General features: G+C 46.1%; 17 protein-coding genes and 2 rRNA genes (1 of these 19 cut by a window edge). 5 read left to right on the forward strand and 14 right to left on the reverse strand.

What is annotated here, in order from left to right; genetic code table 11:
• Positions 1–3: 3 nt before the first annotated feature.
• Genes pelF through DESAL_RS13595 form a run of 8 tightly spaced genes read right to left on the reverse strand, consistent with a single transcriptional unit; the run spans position 4 to position 12,208 of the window.
• The gene (gene pelF / locus DESAL_RS13560) at positions 4–1,509 is read right to left on the reverse strand and encodes a GT4 family glycosyltransferase PelF (protein ID WP_015852554.1); all 1,506 of its coding nucleotides are present in this window, start codon (positions 1,507–1,509) and stop codon (positions 4–6) included.
• Complete coding sequence (locus tag DESAL_RS13565; protein ID WP_157046962.1) at positions 1,496–2,578, reverse strand: HEAT repeat domain-containing protein; 1,083 nt, start codon at positions 2,576–2,578, stop codon at positions 1,496–1,498. Before DESAL_RS13565 ends, pelF begins: the two co-directional genes overlap by 14 nt.
• A 10-nt stretch (positions 2,579–2,588) precedes the next feature.
• Positions 2,589–3,998 (reverse strand): sensor domain-containing diguanylate cyclase, encoded by a 1,410-nt coding sequence (locus tag DESAL_RS13570; protein WP_015852556.1) that lies wholly within the window; start codon positions 3,996–3,998, stop codon positions 2,589–2,591.
• Between the two features lie 29 nt (positions 3,999–4,027).
• Positions 4,028–5,872: an SPOR domain-containing protein gene (locus tag DESAL_RS13575; RefSeq protein ID WP_015852557.1), complete on the reverse strand. Its 1,845-nt coding sequence runs from the start codon at positions 5,870–5,872 to the stop codon at positions 4,028–4,030.
• A gap of 37 nt (positions 5,873–5,909) precedes the next feature.
• Entirely contained in the window at positions 5,910–8,750 is a 2,841-nt protein-coding gene (locus DESAL_RS13580) for a tetratricopeptide repeat protein (RefSeq protein ID WP_015852558.1), read from the reverse strand.
• Entirely contained in the window at positions 8,747–10,831 is a 2,085-nt protein-coding gene (locus DESAL_RS13585; RefSeq protein ID WP_015852559.1) for a polysaccharide deacetylase family protein, read from the reverse strand. Before DESAL_RS13585 ends, DESAL_RS13580 begins: the two co-directional genes overlap by 4 nt.
• The gene (locus DESAL_RS13590) at positions 10,815–11,636 is read right to left on the reverse strand and encodes a glycoside hydrolase family 191 protein (protein WP_015852560.1); all 822 of its coding nucleotides are present in this window, start codon (positions 11,634–11,636) and stop codon (positions 10,815–10,817) included. The genes DESAL_RS13585 and DESAL_RS13590 overlap by 17 nt, the downstream gene beginning before the upstream one ends.
• Positions 11,637–11,647: 11 nt before the next feature.
• Complete coding sequence (locus DESAL_RS13595) at positions 11,648–12,208, reverse strand: GNA1162 family protein (RefSeq protein WP_015852561.1); 561 nt, start codon at positions 12,206–12,208, stop codon at positions 11,648–11,650.
• 287 nt (positions 12,209–12,495) lie between these two features.
• On the opposite strand from DESAL_RS13595, the gene DESAL_RS13605 reads away from it, so the two are divergent.
• On the forward strand, positions 12,496–13,455 hold the full coding sequence (locus DESAL_RS13605) for an MJ1477/TM1410 family putative glycoside hydrolase (protein ID WP_157046964.1): 960 nt from the start codon (positions 12,496–12,498) through the stop codon (positions 13,453–13,455).
• On the opposite strand, the gene DESAL_RS13610 is transcribed toward DESAL_RS13605, so the two are convergent.
• Positions 13,445–14,833, reverse strand: coding sequence for a nickel/cobalt transporter (locus DESAL_RS13610; RefSeq protein WP_015852563.1), 1,389 nt, complete (start codon positions 14,831–14,833; stop codon positions 13,445–13,447). The two genes, DESAL_RS13605 and DESAL_RS13610, sit on opposite strands and share 11 nt — an antisense overlap.
• Positions 14,834–14,988: 155 nt before the next feature.
• Between DESAL_RS13610 and DESAL_RS13615 the strand changes: the two genes are divergently transcribed.
• From DESAL_RS13615 to DESAL_RS13630, 4 genes are all read left to right on the forward strand, one after another.
• Positions 14,989–15,615: a TetR/AcrR family transcriptional regulator gene (locus tag DESAL_RS13615; protein WP_015852564.1), complete on the forward strand. Its 627-nt coding sequence runs from the start codon at positions 14,989–14,991 to the stop codon at positions 15,613–15,615.
• Positions 15,616–15,648: 33 nt separating this feature from the next.
• Entirely contained in the window at positions 15,649–16,659 is a 1,011-nt protein-coding gene (locus DESAL_RS13620; RefSeq protein WP_015852565.1) for a TRAP transporter substrate-binding protein, read from the forward strand.
• A gap of 77 nt (positions 16,660–16,736) precedes the next feature.
• Positions 16,737–17,222 (forward strand): TRAP transporter small permease, encoded by a 486-nt coding sequence (locus DESAL_RS13625; RefSeq protein ID WP_015852566.1) that lies wholly within the window; start codon positions 16,737–16,739, stop codon positions 17,220–17,222.
• A complete protein-coding gene (locus DESAL_RS13630; RefSeq protein WP_015852567.1) occupies positions 17,223–18,536 on the forward strand; it encodes a TRAP transporter large permease in 1,314 nt (437 codons plus the stop codon).
• 73 nt (positions 18,537–18,609) lie between these two features.
• On the opposite strand, the gene DESAL_RS13635 is transcribed toward DESAL_RS13630, so the two are convergent.
• The 5 genes from DESAL_RS13635 to DESAL_RS13655 all read right to left on the reverse strand — a co-directional run.
• Positions 18,610–18,921 (reverse strand): hypothetical protein, encoded by a 312-nt coding sequence (locus DESAL_RS13635; protein ID WP_015852568.1) that lies wholly within the window; start codon positions 18,919–18,921, stop codon positions 18,610–18,612.
• Position 18,922: 1 nt separating this feature from the next.
• Entirely contained in the window at positions 18,923–19,555 is a 633-nt protein-coding gene (locus tag DESAL_RS13640; protein WP_015852569.1) for a hypothetical protein, read from the reverse strand.
• A 223-nt stretch (positions 19,556–19,778) separates the two neighbouring features.
• Positions 19,779–21,584: an SLC13 family permease gene (locus DESAL_RS13645; RefSeq protein WP_015852570.1), complete on the reverse strand. Its 1,806-nt coding sequence runs from the start codon at positions 21,582–21,584 to the stop codon at positions 19,779–19,781.
• Between the two features lie 187 nt (positions 21,585–21,771).
• Positions 21,772–21,886, reverse strand: a 5S ribosomal RNA gene (rrf, locus tag DESAL_RS13650).
• A 100-nt stretch (positions 21,887–21,986) separates the two neighbouring features.
• Positions 21,987–23,801, reverse strand: a 23S ribosomal RNA gene (locus tag DESAL_RS13655); it runs 1,121 nt beyond the window's last position.

The raw sequence follows: 23,801 nt of genomic DNA on the forward strand, positions 1-23,801 counted from the left end.
AATCTACTCCAGGTCTTCCATTGCCATGTAATCTTTATAAATATTCAGATAGGTCTCGTTGAGATCGGACTCTTTGTAAAAAGTCTTCACCCGTTCAATTCCAGCTTTAGACATCTTGCTACGCAGAATCGGGCTGGTCAGAATTTTCAAAATCGCCTCCCCGGTACTGACCGGGTCCGCAACTTTAGTGACAATCCCGGATGGCCCTAAAGCCTGATCAGCTACGGTACGACCCTCCAGAAGTTCCCGGCAGGAGCCTACATCTGAAGCAACAGCCGGAATTCCAGCGCAGTTTGCCTCCATGATAACCAATGGCTGGGCTTCACTGATACTGGTAAGAACAATTACATCTAGTTTAGGCAGGTAATCCGTAACCCGGACCTTTCCGGTAAATTCCACCACATCCTCAAGATGAAGCAACCGGACAAGGTTAACGCATTCCTCGTAATATTCCTTATCCTCCTCAGTAGGCCCCATTATATAAACTTTAAGGTTCTCAATCTTGATTGCTACGATCTTGATGGAACGCAAAAAAGTTTTAACGTCCTTGATAGGCACCACACGCCCGACAAAACCAACAGCAAACTCAGTCTGACCCATATAGTCATGATCAGCAGGTTTTAGCCCCAGAAAGTCATCAAGATTGATTCCATTTGGGATAACCCTGATCTTATCCGGGTCTGCCCCCTCCTGAATCTCGAACTGCCGGTTACCCTCATAGAGGGTGTAAATAGCTGACGAATAATCATAACATAATCGGGCCAGTTGCTCGAACATCCTTATCCAGAAAGTCTGAAACGCACCAAGTTTGCTTTGAATGCGCATACGCTCATCTTCCTTGCGATATACCCACTCAGCCTGAGAAATTTCAATCTTGCGCTCTTTAACATAAATTCCGTGCTCGGTGAGCAGCAACGGACGTCCGGTCATAACCCGGGCTACAACGCCGAGCAGCCCTGCATATCCAGTAGAAATAGTGTGATAAACCTTAGCCTTGGGCAGGTCGAGAGGCAGCATTTTAAAAATTGGCAGATGGGTGAAACGATAAGTCCAGAAGTAATCGATAAATGACTCATCATTTGAATCCGGCTTATAGCGCTCAACGAGAACGTCCCAAGCCTTCTTTCCATGAAACAACTCGGAAAGCGGATACTTATCATGCCGAAAAAGTTCGACCATATCTTTCATCATACTGATGTCATTACGATCAAGACGATAATGAAACTTTCTAAGCTTCTCTATATTGGTAGCAGAAATTTTCTTAAATGGATTCTTTTGAATATCGATGGGATCATGCAGATAGACAATTTGCGGATCCACAAAATTATCAGGAACTTCGTACCGATATTCAGCTTTTTCTTTGGAAGAAGCGAGAATACAAACCGCAGTAAAAGTCAGTTCCGGCATCCCCTTGATCAGGTTATGAATCCATGTGGAAACACCACCGGCTACAAACGGGTAAGTACCCTCAAGGAGCAGGCAAACATCATATTGCTTATCTGAACTCATTGCCCACCTCATTGAAATCAGCTTCTACTTCTGCTCCCTCTCCTGACACTAATTCCTCTCTCCAAAAATTATAAATCAAAGCCTTAAAGGGATCGGGAGACTCCAGTTCAGGTAGTACTCGCAGTTGCTCAACCTCTTCAAACAATGCAATAAAATTACCCATTTCAAAAAAAGTCCTACAAATCCCAAGGCGGGATTCCATTTCAAGCTTAGGCGTTTTCATTGTCTCACGATAGATATGCAAAGCTTCGCTGAATTTTCTACTTTCAACATATGCCTCAGCAAGACGCATCAGGTAGTCCGTACTTTCCTGATCCTTTTCGACAGCCTTACGCCAATGCTCACACGCAAGCCCCATGGAACGCTCCTGCATATTCACTTCCGGCAGACCGCTGCGGGCATAATTACGATAAACCGAGGCAAGCTCGGCATGGGATTGTGCGCTATCGTATTTGTCTGCTCTAAAACGTGCCTTTTCCACCGCTTCTGCGTAATCCTCTTCAAGCCTTGTCAACGCGGTATGAGCATAGAAACGAACCTCGGAACTTTCATCGGAAAGACTTTTACGCAGCAACTTTACAGCCTCGGCTGAACCGATATGGCGCAGCAAATTGACTGCTCCTCTCTTCATTTCCATGTCATCCCCGGTCAAGATATCCGCGATGGGATGGACATCAATTTCGTCATATAAAAATTCGGAAATATCAGTGGGCAGATCAACATCAACGCCTCCACCTTCGTAAGCCTTTTCCTTATATTCCTCAGCAAGACCGTAACTTTTCATAAAAACACGGGACATGAGCAGAGTCAGTGTAATTCCGGCCAACCCGATCAAAGGCATGAAAAAGGTAAACAGGGCAGCGATACGAGGATAGTAAAATCCAATCCCGGGAACAGCGCGCGGCTTGGGAGCAGTAAAAATGAAAAAAGACAGGGCGGAAAAAATATGAGCGGCAATTGCGGTATATATGTACCAAGAGGCAGCTCCCCTGTTCAGGTAGAACCACACAGCTCCACCTTCCAGTATATAGGAAGCAGCAAAAGCCCCCAGCAGGCGCATCCGCGCCATTCTGATTACTTTATTCCGCAAAAAGTACACTGACCATATCCTCTTTCACATTCTTGACCAGTTCTGCAGGGTCTTCCATACCAAGAGTGTATCCAGCCACCCCGGCCCGAAGTTCAACAAGATTCTGGTCTGTTTCAAAGGCCATCACACTGAGGGCCTTGAAAGAACTAAGCAGGTTATTTACCACCACCCGGGCACCTGCAGTAGGCGTGGTCGGCAGGATCAGGTAAAAAGCTCCCGGCTCATCACTGATAAACAGGATATCGATTTCGCGAACCTGATTTTTAAGGATCATACTGAAAGCCATGAGAACTTCGTCACGCCCTTCATCAGAAGCATTGGAAAGTCCCGGGAATTCCAACATGATCAAAGACAAATCCAGTTCATAACGCCGCGCCCTTACAAACTCCTCCCGCAGCCTGCGCAGGAAATAATCAAAAGTATAGGCATCAGTGATTTCATCGGCGATAAGCTTATCTTTTGTTTCCGCAAAAACAGTGGCATTTTCAACACTGCTGCCGCACCAGTCCGCAACCAATCCGGCCACTCGCACAGAATCACTTGTGAATTTGAGAAAAGGCATTTTCTCTACATTCAATACTCCGACCACATGCTGGTGATTGTCAGCCAGAATTGGGGCGGAAATGATTATACCGCTGGGCATACTCTCATTGCTGGCAATATCGCGGATAGAGACAGCCCGCTTTTGAGCGGCAGCAATACTCATCAGGCTTTCACCCCAGGGAACTACTTCTGGCAAATAACTCTTTCCATGCCGCAAAGCTGTATCAAGTCTGAATTCAGTTCCATCCAACAGGTAAATGGAACACTCCTCCACATCCATAAACTCACGGAGAATATCCAGTACTGCCGGATAGATGCTGTCGATACTCAGAGTTCGCAAACCCTGCGCAGCTTCATATAATGTTCCCAGAGTACTTTCCTGCGAAAGAATCTTACTATCCAGTTCCTGCTTAGCCTCACTAAGGATATCGTATTTAGTCTTAACCTTATCAAACGCATCATGATAGGCATCCCTCTCTTCGCATACATCGGAATATTCTTTGAGATGCAACTGGCGAGTCTCGCCAAGAACAACCCCGACAATAAAGAAAAGGATTGGTTTCCCCCACATGGACAAGGTTTTAAAATCCACCAGCTCAATGTCAGGAATGGACAGACTTTTAAAAACTATGAGAAATAAACCGGCCATTATCCCGGAAAACAACCCTCCCGCAAAACCGTAGCGGGTCGAAGTAAGCAGGATAACTATCCAGTAAGGATGGGGTGAAACAGAAAGAAAACCGGGATCGTGACGATAAAAGATGAGGTTGACCGCAGTGATGGCAACCAGACCCAGCAAGGTCTCGTAATATTTGGAGAGCTTATATCTTTTTGCCTCTGTATTAACTTTAAACATATTCACCGGCCTGATTATTTTCAAACACGTTAGAAAACAAAACCGATCCCACCGCTAACGAACTGGGTTTCCCCGCCCCCGGCAAGCCCGGAATCACTGCTGTATTCATAGTTGAGACTCAACTCAAACTTGCCCAGTCTTAGAGATAATGAAGGACTTCCGAAATAACTGGGGCTGTTCTTGAACTCATCAAACCTGATTCCTCCAGCGGCCTGAAAGACTATTGTATCACAAAGCGACTTGCTAAAGCTGGCGCTGAAGGTATGAATACTCTCATTTTCCACCACTTCAAACGGCTTGAAAGTTTCATCATCATATTTAAAGAAAGAACGATAGAAAGAGTAAGAAACGAAAAGATCGGGGTCTGAAAGAAGCCTGCGGGTCAAGATGACATTATAAATTCCCTTGGCCCCGTAATTCCGGTCTGATTCAAGCTTATACTGCCTCAACTGACCATTAAGAAAGAGTCCCCAGGTATCGTCATAAAAACCGTCATAAGTCAGGGACAACTGATTGTAATGCCCTTCATAGTTGGTTGCAGAAGGTTCATCGAGCCAAGGATTATTGTAATCTATCATGGCGGAGAATGTTCCGGGATCATGAATGCGCCAATCAAAACCGAGAGTACCGGATATCCCCGAAGCAGTTCCTTCATATCCCCCCACTCCAGCAATACCGGTAAACGTACGGGTAAAATCACGCTTCAGTAAAAATGCAGCCTGATTCACATCCTTATCAATCTGCTCAATTCCATCCCCTTGCGGACGGTAGATGCAGGTGTTGGCGTAATAAATCTCCCCTCTGGTCTGATCCGTAATCTGCATGGCAAAACTACCGCCAAAAGCAGTAGTTATTGATTCATCAGACTGCAGGTATACACTGGGAGTAAGCTCAAGGCGGGGCCTACGTTCCATAAGCAGGCCGGAAAGAGCCTGCCTAGCTTCATAATTGTCAGGCTCAGCATCGACAAGCTGGGAAAAACTTTCAATCGCTCCCAGCCAATCCCCACCCTGCTGGGTACTGTAAGCCTTGGCGGAGATGGAATCAGTATCTCCGGGCCGCAACCGCAACAGGTAGTCCAGAGTATCAATCTGCACTGAATAATCTCCGGCCAACAAACGCAAACGGGCTTGCTGACGCAGGGCGCGAGGAGATTCCGGATCAAGGTTAAGCCAACGACTTAACATGGCTTCAGCCTTTGCCAGCTCACTATTATCGATAAGTGCGCCGATATATTCTTCGCGCAGCTCCAGATCATCTGGATAAATTTTGAGCAGTTTTGAATACTCTCTGAGACCGTCTTCCACATAACCGCGACGAATCATAATACGAGATAAAATTACTTTTTGCTGTCGCTGTCCGGTGGCCCGCAAAACATCTCCCTGATCAAGTTCGTAGAACAGAGATTCCGGTGCACCGACCAAGATGGGTTCAGGTGTAAGTGTAGTAGTTGTAGCAGATCCCTTGGAGCCGGCATTCTTTGCTGCCAGCTCTGGGGATGGTGCAGGCAACAACTCTCCCGGAGAATTCAATGTCCGTTCCTCTAATAAATCTAAAGGCATGGAGCGGATAAGGTAATCAAGCCTGGTCTTATCCTTAAATAGACGTCCAGCAGCACGAGCCTGACTCCGTGTTGGATAATCTCCTATCTGAACCACATGCCAGCCCCTGCCTTGTCTGTCATAAAGATAAACCATTGCCGGAGCATAGCCTTCACTTTTTAAGTAGGACACGAAATTCCATGCGGAATCTGCCTGCAAAAAGGAACTGACTCTGACCGTCCAGATAGTCTCGCTCTTCTTCTCTACAGCCGCAACGGTAGTGTCCTCCGCCCGGAGCGGAGTTCCATGCATGACCGGTATCAAGACCGTCATTAAAATAAAAATCCAAAAAACACTTTTTTTCAAAACACTACCTATTGATTATATTTAAATCCCTACCAGAAATATCCGTACGTCCTTCTCGGCTGATTATGCGTGCAGCTCGCTTAAACTCGCGAACAGCATCATTCTCCCTGCCCATAAGCCGATATATTTCACCCAATTGATAGCGTCCTTCGGCATCATTGGGAACCAGTCTTAAGTATTTCCGCAATTTGGAAACAGCCCTTTTGTACTGCTCCCGCTCGCCATAAATAATTCCCAGTCCTTTAAGGGCGGTATGATTTTCCGCATTGAGCTTTAAAGCTGCCTGAAAAAGTTCATACGCATCAGTCTGGAAATTATTAAACAAGGCTTCCGCACCCAAACGGGCCAAGAAGACTTCGTCATTATTGTACTCTTTTTTCAACCTTTTATAAACATCGGAGGCCTCAGCACCGCGCCCGGCCATCTGCAATGCCGAAGCCAACAAAAATCCTTCAAAGCGAGGTATTTTTTTGAGACGGGCATAAGGCTCCAGAATCCGCAAAGCTGCTTCCGGTTCACGCTCATCAAGGTAGGCCCGGGCCAGCTCTATGCGCTCGGTTTCAGGAAGTTTTCCGGCCGCTTGTAATTCCCTGAAAATCCTTATCTGGTCCGCAAATTTTTCTGCAAAACCATACACCCTTGCGAGCTCAAGTTTCACCTCATAGTCGCGTGGCTTAATACTTACGGCCCGCTCATAGTAATCAGCTGCCTTAAGATAATCTCCGGAATCAGCCAAAGCCTTTCCTGCACGTTTGGCTAAATCAAAATCACCCGGAGATTCATCAGAAATTTCAGCATAAAACTTGGCTGCAACAGCAGGACGGGCGGTCCACTCTGCCAGTCTGGCAAGTTTTCCCCTGATTTCCTTACGCTTGTAATCTCGCGAATACAACTCATCATAAATCCGATAAGCCTCTTCACTCAGTCCGGCCTGATCAGCAAATTCCGCCCATTGGTACAAAATGTCGAGGTTCTTCGCACTCTGCCCTGCAAATTGTGAAATAAGCAATTGCGCTTTTTTACTGTCACCGGCAGCGGCCCATACCGCAGCAGCCAGCAATGCAACCTGCTCATCATCCGGACGCAGGCGTATGGCGGTATCAGCTGCATCACGAAAAATAGACTTATCGCCGGTATAGGATGCAATCTGGATAAGATTCATGACATACTCACGATTGCCTCCGGTCATGATGGCCGCCTTTTTGTAATAAGGATAACCGTCTTTGGGAGAATTCAACCAAAGCATAATTTCACCGGCCTGCGCGATTACCTTTACATCCTTGGGCGCAATCTTTTCAGCATACCCGGCAGCCTGCTTCGCCAGCATCAAATCCTGAGTTTCAGATGCAGCCAGAAGCATATCAAGAATATCCTGTTGCTCCTGTTCCCTTTTCAAAAGTTTGCGGTAGATGAGGTAAGCCTTGTAGGGCTTATTAACATTTCTATACGCAGTGCCGGCAGTACGCATGATATTTATATCATTCGGATAAACTTTAAGAGCTAATTCCACAGCATCGGCCAGCAACTTATTATCTGCGGTGGTTGCAGCCGCATCAATAAGGTTCTGGTAATCAACAAGAGTTGCATCGGGACTATCCACCACCTTGCGCAAAATATCATATGCCTCACGTGGTCGTTCCAGAGTCAGCAGCAATTCCCCACGGGTCCGCAAATAGTCCGGCTCTGAAGTATCAACATCCTTGGTCTCTTCAACAACCTCGGCCATGAGTACCCGATCTTCACTGAACAAGGCCGCCCGCAACATGTCATGGGCATACGTAAGCCAACTACCGACCCGCTCAGCCAACCTGCGAAAGAGATTTACAGCTTTGCGGTAATTACCGGTCTGCATGTAAACATCACCAAGAGCTTGTTGGTGAACAGTGTTATCCGGCTCGATCTGAACCAGTTTCTCCAGAACAATCTGCGCCAGATCTGGTCTGTCGGCAACGCGGGATATCCATGCTGTTTCGGTTAGCAATGCTATATTATCCGGACTGATCTTAAGCAGTCTTTGCGCTACATCCAATGCCCTGTCATAATCTTCTGCCCAGCCCAGAACCTTAACCAACTGCACTCTGCTTTCAACATCAAGTCCGGCCTGTTTATCCATCCGAGCAGCATATTCATAGCCATCTTCAATACGGTCAACGGCAATAAAATATTCCAGCACGTAAAGCACGTATTGCAAATAATCGACCTTCTCGCCGGATTCGGCACTGAGTTCGACTTCAGCCTTAAACTGTTCACCGACAATAAAAATTCGTTGAAGCAAAAAATCAAGATAGGGATCATCTGGAGTCTTGGCGTGCTCTGCGCCGAGCAACTCAATCTCATCATTGAGAACCCGCATAAAATCCCCGACAAACGGCCTTTTACCCTGCAATGTATTAAGCTTGATTATTGAATCCACTTCCTGCGGGACCATATTGAAATAGCGATAATACATCACCATCTTTTCCAGAGGTTCCATTTTATCAGGCTCAATATTTGAAATCTTTATCCATGTATGGAGTGCCTCACGGGGCATGACATTCCATTCAAAAACCTGCACCAGCCTACGCAACGCAGGAACACGATTCGGTTTCTGTTTTAAAATCTCCTCCAGACTGGCAATAGCCTTATCCGGCATTCCTCGTTCAAGAAATACATCCACACTAAGATCAAGCAGTCTCAAGTCGTGAGGATCTTCTTCTAGAAGCTCACTGAGCAAATCCGCCGCCTTGGAAATTTCACCACTCCGCAGGTACAACGGGACCATATCCCTGGGAAAGGGATATATCAGCACGGTCGTCCCGATTATGATGAGTACGAAAAGCAGTACCCGCCAGAGTTTTATGTTCAAATCAGATCAATCTCCATTGGCCCGGAAACAACATCTTGGACTGACAAAACGCCCTCTCCATCAGTAATAAGTTCCTGCGGTGATCCATCCTTACGGAGGAACTTGTATTTCCTGTTCGGAATCAGACCTGCCACCTCAAATTTTCCTTTACTGAAACACTCAAAATCAAAGCGGACACCTTTCGCTGTGCGCTCGAAATCACTTACCCAGCCGGAACCGTTTTTAAGATACGGGAATCTATCGTTAACTTTATTATCTGAGGTCAAAACTATCTCAGCACGCTGAGTACCGGGGCGTAGATGAACAAAAACACCTTCCGGTTGAATGTCATATCCGAGTACATTTTTGCATTCTTTCAGATTCGGGACCTTGTCCATACCGTCCAGTCGTACGGAAAGGCAGTCGGCATAATTGCTGAAGACAAACCTTTCCGATGAAATTTTCTCCACCCTTGCAGCAAGACAACCGTTGACCATTTTAATGTAGGCGGAGGCATAAACTCGTGCAGTGTCCTGAGTAAGGACCCATTCATAAACATCTTCAAGAGCCTTGAGTGAAGAAAATTTCTCACCACTATAAAAATGGTAATAAATATCAATGGGCATAATCCGGCGAGGGGAACCGGTCCGCTTCATGGTATCCACTATGTTGCGGAACCCGAAATACGGCCCGGACCAAAGATTGGTCAGGATATTTTCATTAGCCTGTCCGGTATAAATCTGATTGTACTTACCAAGAGCACGATAGAGAGGCGAAACCCCGAAATACGAATTACGACGGGCATCAAAAACAGTGTCCCCGCCATTCATGTTCAAAATCCCGGCATTCTCTGCAATACCAACCTGTTCTTCAGTTGGCTCACACATGCCGGACCAGAACAGCACCCGGCAGGGCTTCTCCACCGGGGCAAGATTTTCTGAAATATAATCGCAAGACCCCACAATCTCATAATGGGCATCAAATTCATATCCAGAAACCTCATATTGCCCGACAACAAAATCCTCGGCATATTCCTTGGATTCCCGTGTCTTCGCATTCCAAGCATAAGGATGAGTATAGGAATGAGAGGAAGTCTCTACGTTCTCCATCTCGAAAAGGGTCTTTGCCAGCTCCACATTATCCAAGCTCCCCTTAACATCAGGATTAATCTCCCCGGCAATTACTGAAGCAGAATTGGGAAAGTCATAGCGCTCAAAAATGCGCTCCATGACAATTTCCCCGCATACCTTATTCTGATCAACCTCGGTGTAGCCGACAAAACCGTCCCCATCTATATGAGCAAAAGCAACACGCTTACCATTCAATGTGGTTGGGGTCAGTGCCGGCATTCCCTTCAAATCCAAATTAACCCTTAAGAATTCAAAAGGATTCAAATACCACTGTTTCTTAAAATCAACAGGGTCCTGCCAGCGCATATAGCCGTTTAGAGCAAAACCGCCACGCGGACCCAAGCCTACAGCTGCTGCAGTTGTACTTGATTTTCCTTTCAATTCTACATTTACCCAGGAAGTGACATCCTCCGCTTTGGGGACAATCTGAATGTACTTTTCCGGGAACAACGGAAGCTTACGCTCAAAATTCATATTCTGCGGATCAATGTAATCATACTTCAAACGGTAATCAGCATTAGTTGCATTGCCCTGATATGAAAATCCGAGATTGGAAAAGACCTTTTTGATAAGCAATGGTTCAGCCAAAACGTCATCAAAATCACTAAAAGCGCCCAGAGTTCCGGCGATTATTACTTTCTTACCCTTCTTCTGCTGCCAAATGAGCCAATTAAGGTACTCATTAGGATTATCCATTGAGTCTTCAGAAAAGGAAGTGAAAACCGCCCGATACTCCTCCATGACTTTATCAGAAGGCAAAGGACGCTGTGCGACATCACGTACCTCGTACAAGAAACCTAAGTAATTAAGAGGTGCGGCAAAGCCTTCAATAAAACTGTTTCCCACTGCAGTGCGGTCTTCAGCTCCATTATAGAGCACTAAGACCTTGCGCTTGACCGGCTCGGCATATGCGCAGGACAAAGTAAGGATGACAATCAGAAATGCGATAATAAGTCTATTCACCAGACTCATGAATAAACACCTCATTTAAGGCCGGAGTGCTGACATAAGGGATAAAGCCAAGACTACGAGAGAAATCGTAAGCTTTGCTAATTTCCAGTTTCTCTCCAGCAGGAACATAATCAAGGGTCAGTACCACCAGTTTGGGATTAGCTTTCAAAGCAGAATTCGCCTTGCCTACTAGAAAACTACGGTCCGCTTCCGAAACATCTTTACGAGTAGAAGTTTCCAAGTCCATGGAGCTGCTCAACCCCTCAATCAACAAGTAATTGATATACGGAGCTGTCCGCCGCACAATTTCAAATCCCCTGTTCTGACAAAGAAGCATTTTGGGGAATTTTTCCCTGATAGCACGGACCAAAGCAACGCAAGAACGCTCAGTCCCCTTGTAGGTATCGGGGTCACGCCGCTGCATATCAATGGGGGAATCAAGGGTATCAAAAAAAAGCCCGTCATATCCGGACGAGAGGGCATCGGGGATAATTCGAGCAAAAAGCAATTCGCTCCATTCCGGACGGCGCACATCCACCACCCATGAATCCCAATTTTCATTATACCTTACAAGCAAATTAAGGTGCTTGGCCTCCTCGTAATAAGGACCTTTCGCCGCGACCTCACCAAGACTTATATAGGTCAGTACCTTTACTCCTTTTGCGCGCAAGGGTGTCGGGTCCTGCCCTCCGGGATCAGCGACAAGTAGATCAAAACCGGACAGTTCATCCGTCCGGTCCTCACTTCCGTAATAACAGGCCCACGATTCGACATCATTACTCTTACCGAAGGCGAAAGTCCTGCCGAAAAGAGAAAAAGTAATCACAAGCAGCGCGATTATTGAGCAGAAACGGAAGACATTGCTTCTATCATTTCTGAAAGGGTTTCCTGCGCTACACTGTTCAGGGATTCCGTACATCCGAAAAAGCACCCCCCACTCTTGGAAGAAGATGAAGCCCAAAGAACATTACCGGAAGAAACATCGATCATGCGCAGATTAATCCCCACAGAGGGACTCTGGTTAACTCCGCGCTTATACTGGTACTCGGTAACAGAACCATAAATGACAGTATCCACTCCAAGCTTGCTGCCTAATTTCTGGGCAACGACGTCTTCCATCACAAATTCCAGATCGTCCTCATCTCCTTTGATACGCTTGAACATTTCAGTGGATTCCATGAGATCGAATTTGGTGGAAGCATAAATTTCGGTAGTCAGCAAATCTCCGACCATACGTCCGGCATTGGGTGTGTTCGTTAAGTTCACCAGCGGTAATACAGCAACATGACGTGCTTCACTGGCCACCCCGTTGGGCTGGACATAATCTTTCATGTAGGTACCGGAACATCCGGCAAGAAAGAGAACAAAAATCAAAGTAGTGAAAAAACTCCTTTTCACAATACCCTCCTTATTTTATCGAAATTCTTAATTATTAACCAAAGTTAAGAATCTGAATAAAAACACAAAACAAATCAAAAACAAACATAAGAATTATTAACTCATCTTAAATTATCAATTTATTGAGAACACTATAATCAGAATCCACAGCTATGCAAAGTATTTTTATTTGTAACCTTCAAAAATTACATTATATTTTGTGCTGAAATCCAAGATTGCACACTTTAATTTTATCTTTCACCATGCTATTATTCCAAAACACAAAAATTAACCGGAAAATCTTAATTATGAAATTACACAACATAGCAATCCTGACTTTTTTATTTCTTGTTACCGCCTGTGCATCAAAACCAACTCCCCCTCCCTCAAGCAAAGGGACCCAAAAAACAACACAGGAGATCCGCATGACCCCGCCGTCCAAGAAAATCAACAGCTGGGCATATCAGCTGCAAGGCCCGAAGATATCACAACTAGCTGAATCTCCATATGATCTTTTGGTAATTGACTATTCTAAAGACGGCTCCGATAAAAACAGATTTTCTGCCAAAGAAGTATCCGTACTCCACAAATTCAATAAAACCGTACTTTGCTACTTTTCCATCGGGGAAGCAGAAGAATATCGGTTTTACTGGCAGAAAGAGTGGAAAGAGAATCCGCCACGTTTTCTCGGACCGGAAAACCCGGACTGGGCTAAAAACTACAAAGTAAAATACTGGCGCGAAGACTGGTGGGAAACAGGACTCCGTCCTTATCTGGACCGCATAATTGAAGCCGGATTTGACGGCGTATATCTGGACATAGTCGATGCATACTGGTTCTGGCACGAACAGGGGATGGAAGTGCGGAACACTGCAGACGATATGGTCAAGCTTATCAAAAGAATTGGAGACTATGCCCGGAAAAAAGCAGGAAAAAATTTCATTATCTGCCCTCAGAACGGTATGAGTGTGTTTAACGACTGCTCCCCGGAATACAAGGACGTCTACTTCAGAACCATAAACATGGTCGGTCTAGAAAGCCTGCTCTTCAACTACTATAGCGAAAGCGATAAAAAATACCGCTTGCAATTGGCAAAACAACTCGCCAAGGCAGGCAAAACAATTCTTGATGTGGAATACATTGAAAAGTCGCAATACGCTGATTACCTGAAACAGGTAAAAGCACTCGATTTCAAGCTGATTCCTTACGGATCAACACCTGACGCTGCCTTGGACGGGATTACTGATTTTTGGAAGTTTAGAAATTAAACCGCAGAATACCCCCGGCATTCAAGGCATTCAACGCAATGGCAATTCCTGCCAGCATGACCAGTCCTGCGCTCAGCACAGGCAGGTTCTCAATCCACCGACGGGAACCGGAAAACCTTTCGGTAAGTTTCGAGGCCCGCACGGTCAGAATTCCGATAATGATCAACACTGCGGCAAGGCCAAGGCTGAAGGCGAGGATTAGCATTAGCCCGAACACAATGCGCCCGAAAGCAACTGAAGCTAGCAATACGACCAAAGCAGTGGGGCAAGGCACCATCCCCCCGGCAATACCGAGGCTGAGCATGGACCACCATGATACAGGTTCGGATTCGTTGCCGTGCTCGTGCGAGTGATCATGCGAATGTCCGTGGTGGTGATCGTGGGAATGCCCATGACTATGCACAGCCCTGCGGGCAAGCATCATATATCCGACTCCGAACACCAATGCCCCGGAAAATGCTCCCAGCCACGGATAAAGATCACCGGGCAGGAAGTAACGGGAAAGCAGCAAAGCAGCGATACCGAGGACGATAACACTTGCGACATGGGTAATGGTCACAATGGTACCGAGGGTGAAGGCATCACGAATACGACCGCTGCGCCCTATGAGATACGCTGCAACCATGGCTTTACCGTGCCCGGGGCTGAGCGCATGCCCCATACCCAGAAAGAAGGCCAATCCAAGAGCGAACAGAATTGTTCCCGGACCAAGATTTTCCTGCGCAAGATAATCCTTAAGCGCAGCCTGACTGGAATCTTCCTGCGGGCTTGGTTTTAACCCGCTGCCATCCGCTGTTGGCGCAGGTACAGGAAAAGAGGCCCCTTGGCCTTCAACTTTCTTGGCGAAAAATTGGTAATTCAATTCTCGTGAATCAGGTGAAGTCCTGACTACACTGAATTGCGGGTCAGCCTGCACCTTCCACTTCAACCACTTCAACTCCCCGGTCTGAAAATTGTTGTCTGAAAATTTCAGGTAATGTTTACCAAAATCCTCGTCCGGCAAAGGTATGGCATAAACGAGATTAGAGCGCAGCCCGTTATTATACCCACCAGGAGCCGCTGAGACTGAATCATAATACAGTTCAGGGACAACAGGCTTCTCATCTAAATAGATTTCCAGATTTGGAAGCAGCAGGTAATTGATATCCCGCGAGAGCTTTCTTTCCTCTGCTCCGGACACCTTACCGTCATGATCGGCATCAGGAATAAGTGTAGCGGTGATGGATGGCCCGATGGAAGTATCATAAACAATAAGCAGCCTCGTCCCTTCGTTCATAACTGTGGTTTCCTGCACAACTTCCCCTAAAGGATGGGCTTGCGCAACTACCCCACTCAGACAATAGATCAGGACAATAAATATGATAAACAGCTTTCGCACTTTGAATATTTCCTCTCGATAATCTTGGATTCACTCACACCAAATTGTCATAGATAGAAGTTGACAGCAATAGGGTGCAAAGCTATACACCATAAAAAATGACCAGCGGTCACTTTATGACCCAAGGTCACAAAAACAAGTAACCAGAAAACCAAATGGCTAGAAAACAACAGGAAAAATCTCTTCAAACCAAGAAAGAGCTCATGGAAGCCGCCAACGAACTTTTCGGTAAGAAAGGTTTCGTGGAAACCACAGTGGCAGAAATCACCAAATATGCGGGATACGCCAAAGGCAGTTTTTACCGCCATTGGGTAAGTAAGGACAAACTTTTTCTGGAAATTGTAGAAGAAAAACTGACCGAATATCGCAATTCCCGTGATGACCGCTTGGGCAAGGCAGAATCCCTTGAAGAGGTCATGAACATTATCTGGGATTTTCTGGAAAACATTGTCCGCGATCAAAACTGGGCCAAAGTTTTTCTGGAATTCACCATCTACGCTTCACGAGTGCCGGAACTGCGTGAAGACCTTAGTCTGAGTCAGTACCGCCTTTCTGAAGATGTATTTGCAGATCTGGTTCGCGATTTTGTTGAGACCGACTATCCCCCGGAGAAGATCGGAGCCTTCAACACTGTTCTATTTGAAGGATACATGGTCAGAAGTTCCATTGAAACAGGATTTATGATCCAGAACAACAACGGAGCCGGACTGATAGATTTTAACGATGTGCGCGAAGCGGCGGTAACTCTGGCCTTAACCAACGGACTGAAAAAAGCTGAATAGACAGCCATTTTAAGATAAAAAAACGGAGGGAACATGAAAAAAATTTTAATTACAGTAGTGGCCGCTGCCATGTGCATGTGCGCCCTGCCGCTCACAGCAGGTGCAAAATCAGTTAACCTGACCTACTCAAACTTTTTCCCGCCCACACATATCCAGTCCAAACTGGCTCAGCAGTGGAGCGATGAAGTTACCAAGCGCACCGAGGGCCGCGTGACCATCGCCTACTTTCCCGGCGGAACCCTGACCAAAGCTAAACAATGCTACGATGGCGTAGTTGAAGGCCTTTCCGATATCGGTATGTCCGCTCTTGCATATTCCCGTGGACGCTTCCCGACTATGGCTGCAGTAGACCTTCCGCTGGGTTACAAATCCGGAGTTGCTGCAACCAAGGTGGCAAACGCGGTTTACGATAAGTTCCAGCCAAAGGAACTGCGCGACGTAAAGGTTCTTTTTTTCCATGCCCACGGTCCCGGCCTGCTCTTCACTGTCCAAAAACCGGTTAAGACCCTTGAAGATATCAAAGGAATGAAACTGCGTGGAACCGGAAACTCCGCCCAGTTGCTCAAAGCCCTCGGTGCAGCTCCTGTTGCCATGTCCATGCCCGACTCCTATCAGGCCATCCGCAAAGGCGTTGTCGACGGCGGAGTATACCCCATGGAAACCAATAAGGGTTGGAAAATGGGCGAAGTAGTTGACTACTGTACACTTGATTACCCTGTCGGATACACCACCACTTTCTTTGCAGTCATGAATAAGGATAAGTGGGAAGCTATTTCCGAGCAGGACCGAAAAATCATTATGGAAATCAGCAAAGAATTTGCCGCCAAGCACGGTCAGGCTTGGGATGAAAGCGACAAAGAAGGTCGCGAGTTCCTGACCCAGAAAGGTGGCCAGTTCATCGAGCTGAGCGAAGCCGAAGGTAAACGCTGGAAAGAAAAAGCCGCGCCCATGATGGATGATTACATCAAGAAAGCAGGCAAGAAAAAAATAGACGGCAAAGCAATCCTCGACTTCACAGTAGGGACTTTGAACAACATTCAGTAATCACAGGATAATCTGGAGAACATCTCCCCCACTCTGTTATGCGGAGTGGGGGAAATTTTGTAAATTTGGAGATTGTAGTGGGTAATCAAGTCATAGGCCTCATTAATAAATTTGAGGCATTGTTAAAAAATATTGCCGCCGTATGCTTGATCGGCATGGCCCTATTAACCGGGGCGGATATTCTTTCACGCGGCGCGCTGGACACCCCCATTTTCGGGGTAGAAGATATTGTAGCCGTGCTGGCTGTTCTGACTACAGGACTAGCCCTTGGCTATGCCGAGAGCCAAAAGGCAAACATAGGTGTGGAATTCCTGTACAGTAAAATGAATGCCCGAACCCGGCGCACTGTTAAGATCTGCACGACTTCCTTAAGTGTTGCTCTTTTTGGGCTGGTTACCTGGAGACTATATCTTTACGGCTGCTCCATGCGTGAATCCGGGGAAGTTTCAATGACCCTTGAATTACCTACTGACATGGTCATTTTCGCACTGACTTTCGGTTTTGGTTGCTTCACTCTCACCCTGCTGAAAGAACTCATCATGCTTTTCAAAGGGGAAGAATAAATGGAACCGACCACTCTTGGAATTATCGGCATATTTGTGATGCTGGCCCTGCTCATGACCCGCATGCCTGTGGCCTACGTTATGACGCTTGTCGGCTTCGGCGGATTTTCCATGCTGATTTCCGTTAAAGGCGGTATGAACCTGCTTTCACGCAGCTTTTACGACACTTTTTCATCATACAGCCTGTCCACCATTCCCCTGTTCATCCTCATGGGCCAGTTAGCCTTCAACAGCGGGATCAGCCGCAGGCTCTACAGTGCAGCTTACCATTTCTTTGGCCATATTCAGGGCGGCTTGGCCATGGCGACAGTTGCCGCATGCACCGCTTTCGGTTCGGTCTGCGGCTCGAGCCCTGCTACCGCTGCAACAATGGCGACTGTCGGTATCCCGGAAATGAAACGCTATGGATACTCCAACTCCCTCGCAGCAGGTTCTGTTGCTTCCGGCGGTGGGCTGGGTATGATCATGCCTCCCAGTATCGTGCTCATCGTCTACGGCATCCTCACCGAGCAATCAATCGGCGAGCTGTTCATGGCCGGAATTCTGCCCTCGGTAGTGCTGACCATCCTGTTTATCATCGCCATTGCCATAGTATGTCACCGCGATCCCAGCCTCGGTCCCAAAGGCGAAACTTTCCCCTTGAGCGCCAAACTCAAGTCCCTGATGGGCCTGATGGATACCATTGCCGTATTCGCTCTTGTGATCGGCGGTATGTTCTTTGGATTCTTTACTCCCAACGAATCAGCGGCTGTCGGCGTATTGGGAATTCTCACACTTGGAATCATTAAACGTCAGCTGACTTGGCAGGCTTTTGTAAATTCTCTTTATGAAACCCTGCGCACATCAGTAATGGTCCTGTTTCTCGTTGCCGGAGCGCTGATTTTCGGTAAATTCCTAGCCGTAACCCGCATTCCTTTCAATGTAGCTGAATGGACTGCTTCATTCGACCTGCATCCACTGATCATCGTTTCGATGATCCTCATCGTCTACTTTATTGGCGGCTGCATCATGGACGCTCTGGCCCTTATCATGCTGACTATCCCGGTATTCTACCCGGTTATAACCACACTTGGATTCGATCCGATCTGGTTCGGGGTTATTATTGTGCTGGTTACCCAGATCGGGGTCATCACTCCGCCCGTAGGGATTAACGTTTACGTGGTCTACGGTATGGCTCAGAAATTTGCCCCCGATATTACGCTTGAGGATATATTCAAGGGAACCATGCCCTTTCTGCTGGCAATTTTAGTGGGAATAGTACTCTTCGCAATCTTCCCCCAGATCATTTTGTATCTGCCACAAGCGATGTATTAAAAGATACGGTTCATAGAAAATATACAAACCTCAGTTTCAGTTGAAACTGCGGTTTGTATTTTTACACAATAAACTACCTAAAATAATTATAGATCTGTTCAACCAATCCGGTAATTGAAGATATATGACCGATTCTATCAAGCGAGAGTTTAACTAAATTTTTATCTGGATCCTTCTTCGCCAGTTCAAGCCTAATTATCGCTAACTCACTTATGATAGTATCATATTTTTTGATATCTGAACTTTGGACAAAATTGATCTTAGCCAATTCTTTTTCAATTCGCTTCAAGATATCATTAAGGTCCGTATCTTCTTTTTCAGAAGCATGTTGTTCATTAACAACCTGACACCCAATGACAGAATTATAATTATTTATCGCTCCCACATCAGCCCTCTTGTATCGATTGTTCATATATTTTTGATGCAAAATTATTTATAGAATCATTTCCACCGATATTAACTGTTTCAATTTCTAATTTAACATCTTTAGAATTTTCATTTTGCATAGACTGATCAACTGCATTTTTAGCCTTAATGATTTGTGCTTCGTCAAAGGAATAAAAAAGAGGCTTACTACCTGCATTAGTTTCAAGCATAAGGCTATATAATACAGGTGGATTCTGTTTGATCTTGTTCCAAATCTCCCACTCTCGTTCAACTTCTGCCTTATCACTTTTCCACTTTTTCTGTTCATCCCCATAAGTAGAATAGGCAGTTAAAATAAATAAACAGACGACAGCTACAGCCACAATAACCGCACCTAACGATAAATCGAAGAAGAATCTACAGATAGCCCAAGCTATTGCTGCAAAAACGAAGCTACCACCAATGCTGCCAAAATTAAATTCGGGCTCAGAGTCAGTGAAAGTAGGTTCAGGTTCATTAAAAGGAATTTCTTTTTTTGAAACAGAGGTGGCGGCGATATTACTAATTTGCCAGGTAGTATTACCGCTATTTATCACATGCTCGTTAACTTCAAACTCAGAACTGGTTGATTCGATATACCTTTTGTAATTCATAAGTGACTCCTTTTAAATAGAATATGACATAATGTGTAAATCTATTCTCATATATTAAAAGTAATTACAAATAAAAAAACAAAACTAGATACAAATAACTCCTTACAAACACGCTAATCGTCGTCGCTTATACGAGACCAACCACTGTACAATCTATATTTTAGCAAATAAAAAGCCGCAGTACTTAATACTGCGGCTTCGATCTTTACAAACAATGCTAAGCCTAAAAAAACAATCTCATCCCCGCCACCAACACGACCAAAAAGATGATAGTCATCCCGGCACCGGCGCGGAGATAATCAACAGCTTTTAAACCAGCCGGACGCATGACCAGAGCATTTACCTGATGTGTGGGCAGGATGAAGGTATTGGAAGCAGCTAAGGCAACTGTCATAGCTGCTACACGCGGGTCAGCTCCGCATGAAAGAGCCAGGTTCATGGACAATGGCACCAGTAAAACTGTGGCCCCTACATTGGAAGTGAACAGGGTAAAAAAAGAAGTTAGCAGCCCGATACAGATAAGCAAAACAGTAGGCGATGGAACTCCAACAGCGTTCATAAGCATATCAGCAATCATTTTGGCAGCCCCGGTATTTTCAAAAGCAAGCCCCAACGGAATTAATCCAGCCAACAGGAATACAGTCATCCAGTCCACGGAACGGTATGCTTCATCAATAGTCAGCACCTTACCTAAAATCATTGCCATGGCTCCGAACAATAACGAAATGGAAAGCTGGATATCCAGCACCAGAATCATAAACATGGTCACCGCGAGACATCCAAGAGCAAATGGAGCCTTATCCTCACGCTGCAATTCACCTTGTATCGGTTCAGTAAAAATAAAATCGTTTTGATCCTTAAACTGATGGAATGCACTCCACTTACCATGCAGCAAAAATGCATTACCTTCACTGACAACCAAATCGGAGAGATCGCTGATAATCATCTCGTGACCTACATACACAGCCAATGGAACTACACCAAATTTCTTACGCAGCTGAATATCTCTGACAGTCATTCCAACAAATTGAGATCTGGGAGAAACAATCCCTTCCATGATCCCCGAATTAGTAGGTGCAAGATCATCAGCGAAAACTTTCAATTCATGGGAATACGACCAGCCATAGTCAGCTGCGAGTTTTTTGATAAACATGGCCTCGCCGATTACGGCAATAGTATCTCCGGGACAAAGAGTATCTTCCGGTCGGGGAGCAACATTTCTCTTATGAGTAACTGCGTTATACGAAGCCAATACAGAACAGGCGTAGTTTGAACGAATTTGGAGCTCAGAAAGACACTGTTCATTAAAACCATGAACAGGTATTTTCATTTCATAGATCTCGCCCACTTCATGATAAGTTTTATCCAGCAAAGGCGAAAGCGGTCCACTAACCTTGCTGGCTTTAGTATGAGGCAGGATCCATTTTCCAAACACATTGAAGTACAGCAAAGCGGAAACTATAAGCATAATCCCGATCGGTGTCATACTGAACATTCCAAAATGTTCATAGCTGACACCACGCACGATCAGTAAATCATTCAGCAAAATCAGAGGGCTTGACCCGACAAGAGTCAAAGTGCCACCGATAATGGCACAAAAAGCCATAGGCAATAAAATGTGCGAAGCCGGAACCCCGGTCTGAGTAGAAATTCGTCTCGCAGCCGGCATAAAGAGCGCAGCAGCTCCGATGTTCTGCATGAAGCCGGATATCCCGGCCACGGTTGCAGAAACCATAGAAGTAATCTTCCTTTCGTCTCTTCCGGCAAACTTGAGAATCAATTGAGCAAGCTTATTCATTACACCGGTCTTATCAAGACCGGCCCCAATTATGATCACAGCAATGATGGATACTACAGCGTTACTGCTTAACCCACTGATTGCCTGCTGTGGAGTAACCAAACCGAGTAACGGCAGACAAACCATGACCATAATACCGACCATGTCTACTCGTACCCATTCAAATATAAAGAAAAGTACGACTAAAAATAGAACCGCAAGAACTAAAATAATATCGGGAGTAATAGGCATATCTAATTTAGAATTCCTTAAAAAAATGAGTTTACATTATCTAAAATGCCTCAGTTCTATTTCTAACACAAGGGAGCATTTAAGGACATCTTGTTATAAAATTTCATTTCCTCGTACCTTCCAAAACCAATCCCGCCCCAAACAAATAAAGCCCCCTTGAGTTAACAAGGGGGCTTTGAAATAAAAAAGCTTGCGGCGACCTACTTTCCCACTAGCTACCTAGCAGTATCATCGGCGATGGAGAGCTTAACTTCCGAGTTCGGAATGGGGTCGGGTGTGACCTCTCCTCAATGGCCGCAAGCAAATTTGCTTGCTCGTTTGAGCAAAATATATTGTTTAATAGAGAAGAATTAGAGTTCCATTAGCTTCAACCGTTTAGGGTTAAAGTTAAGGGAAGAGAAGAAAAATAAGTCGCACGATTTATTAGTACTGGTCAGCTGAATGCATCACTGCACTTACACCTCCAGCCTATCAACCAGGTGGTCTACCTGGAATCTTTAGATGCTAAAGCATAGGGATAACTAATCTTGAGGCAGGCTTCCCGCTTAGATGCTTTCAGCGGTTATCCCTTCCGAACTTAGCTACCCTGCAATGCCGCTGGCGCGACAACAGGAACACCATAGGTTCGTCCACCCCGGTCCTCTCGTACTAGGGACAGACCCTCTTCAATTATCCTACGCCCACGGTAGATAGGGACCAAACTGTCTCACGACGTTTTAAACCCAGCTCGCGTACCACTTTAATCGGCGAACAGCCGAACCCTTGGGACCTGCTTCAGCCCCAGGATGTGATGAGCCGACATCGAGGTGCCAAACCGCGCCGTCGATGTGAACTCTTGGGCGCGATCAGCCTGTTATCCCCGGCGTACCTTTTATCCTATGAGCGATGGCCCTTCCATGCGGAACCACCGGATCACTAAGACCAACTTTCGTTCCTGCTCGACATGTCTGTCTTACAGTCAAGCTCCCTTATGCCTTTGCACTCGACGGCTGGTTTCCAATCAGCCTGAGGGAACCTTTGCAAGCCTCCGTTACTTTTTGGGAGGCGACCGCCCCAGTCAAACTACCCACCAGACACTGTCTCCAAGCCGGATAACGGCGTTGGATTAGAATTCAAGACTATCAAGGGTGGTATTTCAAGGTTGGCTCCACCGACACTGGCGTGCCGACTTCAAAGCCTCCCACCTATCCTACACATGATAGCCCTAAACCCAATGTCAAGCTATAGTAAAGGTGCACAGGGTCTTTCCGTCTTACCGCGGGTAACCGGCATTTTCACCGGTAATTCAATTTCACTGAGTCTCTGGTTGAGACAGTGGGGAGATCGTTACGCCATTCGTGCAGGTCGGAACTTACCCGACAAGGAATTTCGCTACCTTAGGACCGTTATAGTTACGGCCGCCGTTTACTGGGGCTTCAATTCGGAGCTTCGACCGAAGTCTAACACCTCCTTTTAACCTTCCAGCACCGGGCAGGCGTCAGTCCCTATACATCGTCTTACGACTTAGCAGAGACCTATGTTTTTAGTAAACAGTCGCCCCCCCCGATTCTCTGCGGCTCCAAACAGCTCATTAAGTGAATCAAGTCACCGTCTGGAGCATCCCTTCTCGCTAACTTACGGGATCATTTTGCCGAGTTCCTTAACCAGAGTTCTCTCAAGCGCCTTGGTCTACTCGACCCGACTACCTGTGTTGGTTTGCGGTACGGTCAACAAATGCTAAACTTAGAAGATTTTCTAGGCAGTCTGGAATTACTCACTTCAAACGTAAAGTTACGGCATCGTGTCTCGGCCTTAAAAAGGAACGGATTTGCCTATTCCTTAAGCCTACGCACTTACACCGGCATATCCAACAGCCGGCTGAGCTATCCTACTGCGTCCCTCCATCGCACACATTTGCTGGTACGGGAATATTAACCCGTTTTCCATCGACTACGCCTTTCGGCCTCGCCTTAGGGACCGACTAACCCTGGGAAGATTAGCTTTACCCAGGAAACCTTAGTCTTACGGCGAACAAGTTTCTCACTTGTTTTATCGTTACTCATGCCAGCATAATCACTTCTCATTAGTCCAGCAAACCTTCCGATTCACCTTCATCCCATCTGAGAACGCTCTCCTACCGATGCGTCAAAGACGCATCCCGTAGCTTCGGTACCATACTTAGCCCCGTTACATTTTCGGCGCAGAATCGTTAGACCAGTGAGCTATTACGCTTTCTTT

This window comes from Maridesulfovibrio salexigens DSM 2638 (assembly GCF_000023445.1).
Lineage (GTDB): Bacteria > Desulfobacterota > Desulfovibrionia > Desulfovibrionales > Desulfovibrionaceae > Maridesulfovibrio > Maridesulfovibrio salexigens.

Excerpts from the sequence above, each read along its gene's own strand:
- pelF (WP_015852554.1), bottom strand. The coding sequence starts at position 1,509 with ATGAGTTCAGATAAGCAATATGATGTTTGCCTGCTCCTTGAGGGTACT.
- DESAL_RS13565 (WP_157046962.1), bottom strand. The coding sequence starts at position 2,578 with ATGGCGCGGATGCGCCTGCTGGGGGCTTTTGCTGCTTCCTATATACTG.
- DESAL_RS13570 (WP_015852556.1), bottom strand. The coding sequence starts at position 3,998 with ATGTTTAAAGTTAATACAGAGGCAAAAAGATATAAGCTCTCCAAATAT.
- DESAL_RS13575 (WP_015852557.1), bottom strand. The coding sequence starts at position 5,872 with ATGACGGTCTTGATACCGGTCATGCATGGAACTCCGCTCCGGGCGGAG.
- DESAL_RS13585 (WP_015852559.1), bottom strand. The coding sequence starts at position 10,831 with ATGAGTCTGGTGAATAGACTTATTATCGCATTTCTGATTGTCATCCTT.
- DESAL_RS13605 (WP_157046964.1), top strand. The coding sequence starts at position 12,496 with ATGAAATTACACAACATAGCAATCCTGACTTTTTTATTTCTTGTTACC.
- DESAL_RS13615 (WP_015852564.1), top strand. The coding sequence starts at position 14,989 with ATGGCTAGAAAACAACAGGAAAAATCTCTTCAAACCAAGAAAGAGCTC.
- DESAL_RS13620 (WP_015852565.1), top strand. The coding sequence starts at position 15,649 with ATGAAAAAAATTTTAATTACAGTAGTGGCCGCTGCCATGTGCATGTGC.
- DESAL_RS13630 (WP_015852567.1), top strand. The coding sequence starts at position 17,223 with ATGGAACCGACCACTCTTGGAATTATCGGCATATTTGTGATGCTGGCC.
- DESAL_RS13640 (WP_015852569.1), bottom strand. The coding sequence starts at position 19,555 with ATGAATTACAAAAGGTATATCGAATCAACCAGTTCTGAGTTTGAAGTT.
- DESAL_RS13645 (WP_015852570.1), bottom strand. The coding sequence starts at position 21,584 with ATGCCTATTACTCCCGATATTATTTTAGTTCTTGCGGTTCTATTTTTA.